At 58.3% G+C, this 441-nt stretch carries 1 protein-coding gene; it reads right to left on the bottom strand.

The window, feature by feature from the left end; translation table 11 throughout:
* A partial coding sequence (locus G3I71_RS47740) for a hypothetical protein (protein WP_203733167.1) occupies positions 1–230 on the bottom strand: 230 nt, incomplete at its 3' end.
* Positions 231–441: the final 211 nt, after the last annotated feature.

The raw sequence follows: 441 nt of genomic DNA, 5'->3' as shown, positions 1-441 counted from the left end.
TCCATAACCTCGGCCGTCAGATTGTCGGGCCGTGCACCCTTCACCGTAAATGCGTTCTTCGTGAACGGTGTGGGCCGGTCAAAGACCTCATCCATCCGACCCTGTACATGCGCCAGCACATCGCGCGCTGTATCGTTCAGCGCCCAGGAGCCAGCGATCCGCACCTGACGATCTGAAAGCCGAGCCAGATGCGCCTGCATCTCCCGGTCATCAAGGGTGAGATTGAGCATGGCAAAATCCGGAAACGAAAAGCGCCCGCGAGGATTTCTCCTCCGGGCGCAAGTGTGGTCACGGCAGAATGTCAATTAAAGCTTACGCACTGTCAACAGCCTTTTTCCACGGCGATAGTTCTGGAAGCCCATCAACCAGCCGTAGAGCGCTAAGTGCGCTGCACCAGGACAACTCCGCCAGCAGATGCAGCAACGCGCCGTACCATGCGTG

The sequence above is a fragment of the Streptomyces sp. SID12501 genome, assembly GCF_010550245.1.
In the GTDB taxonomy this organism is placed as follows: Bacteria; Actinomycetota; Actinomycetes; order Streptomycetales; family Streptomycetaceae; genus Streptomyces.
The sequence above is the reverse complement of the archived record's forward strand: the minus strand, read 5'-3'. Positions and strand labels throughout refer to the sequence as shown.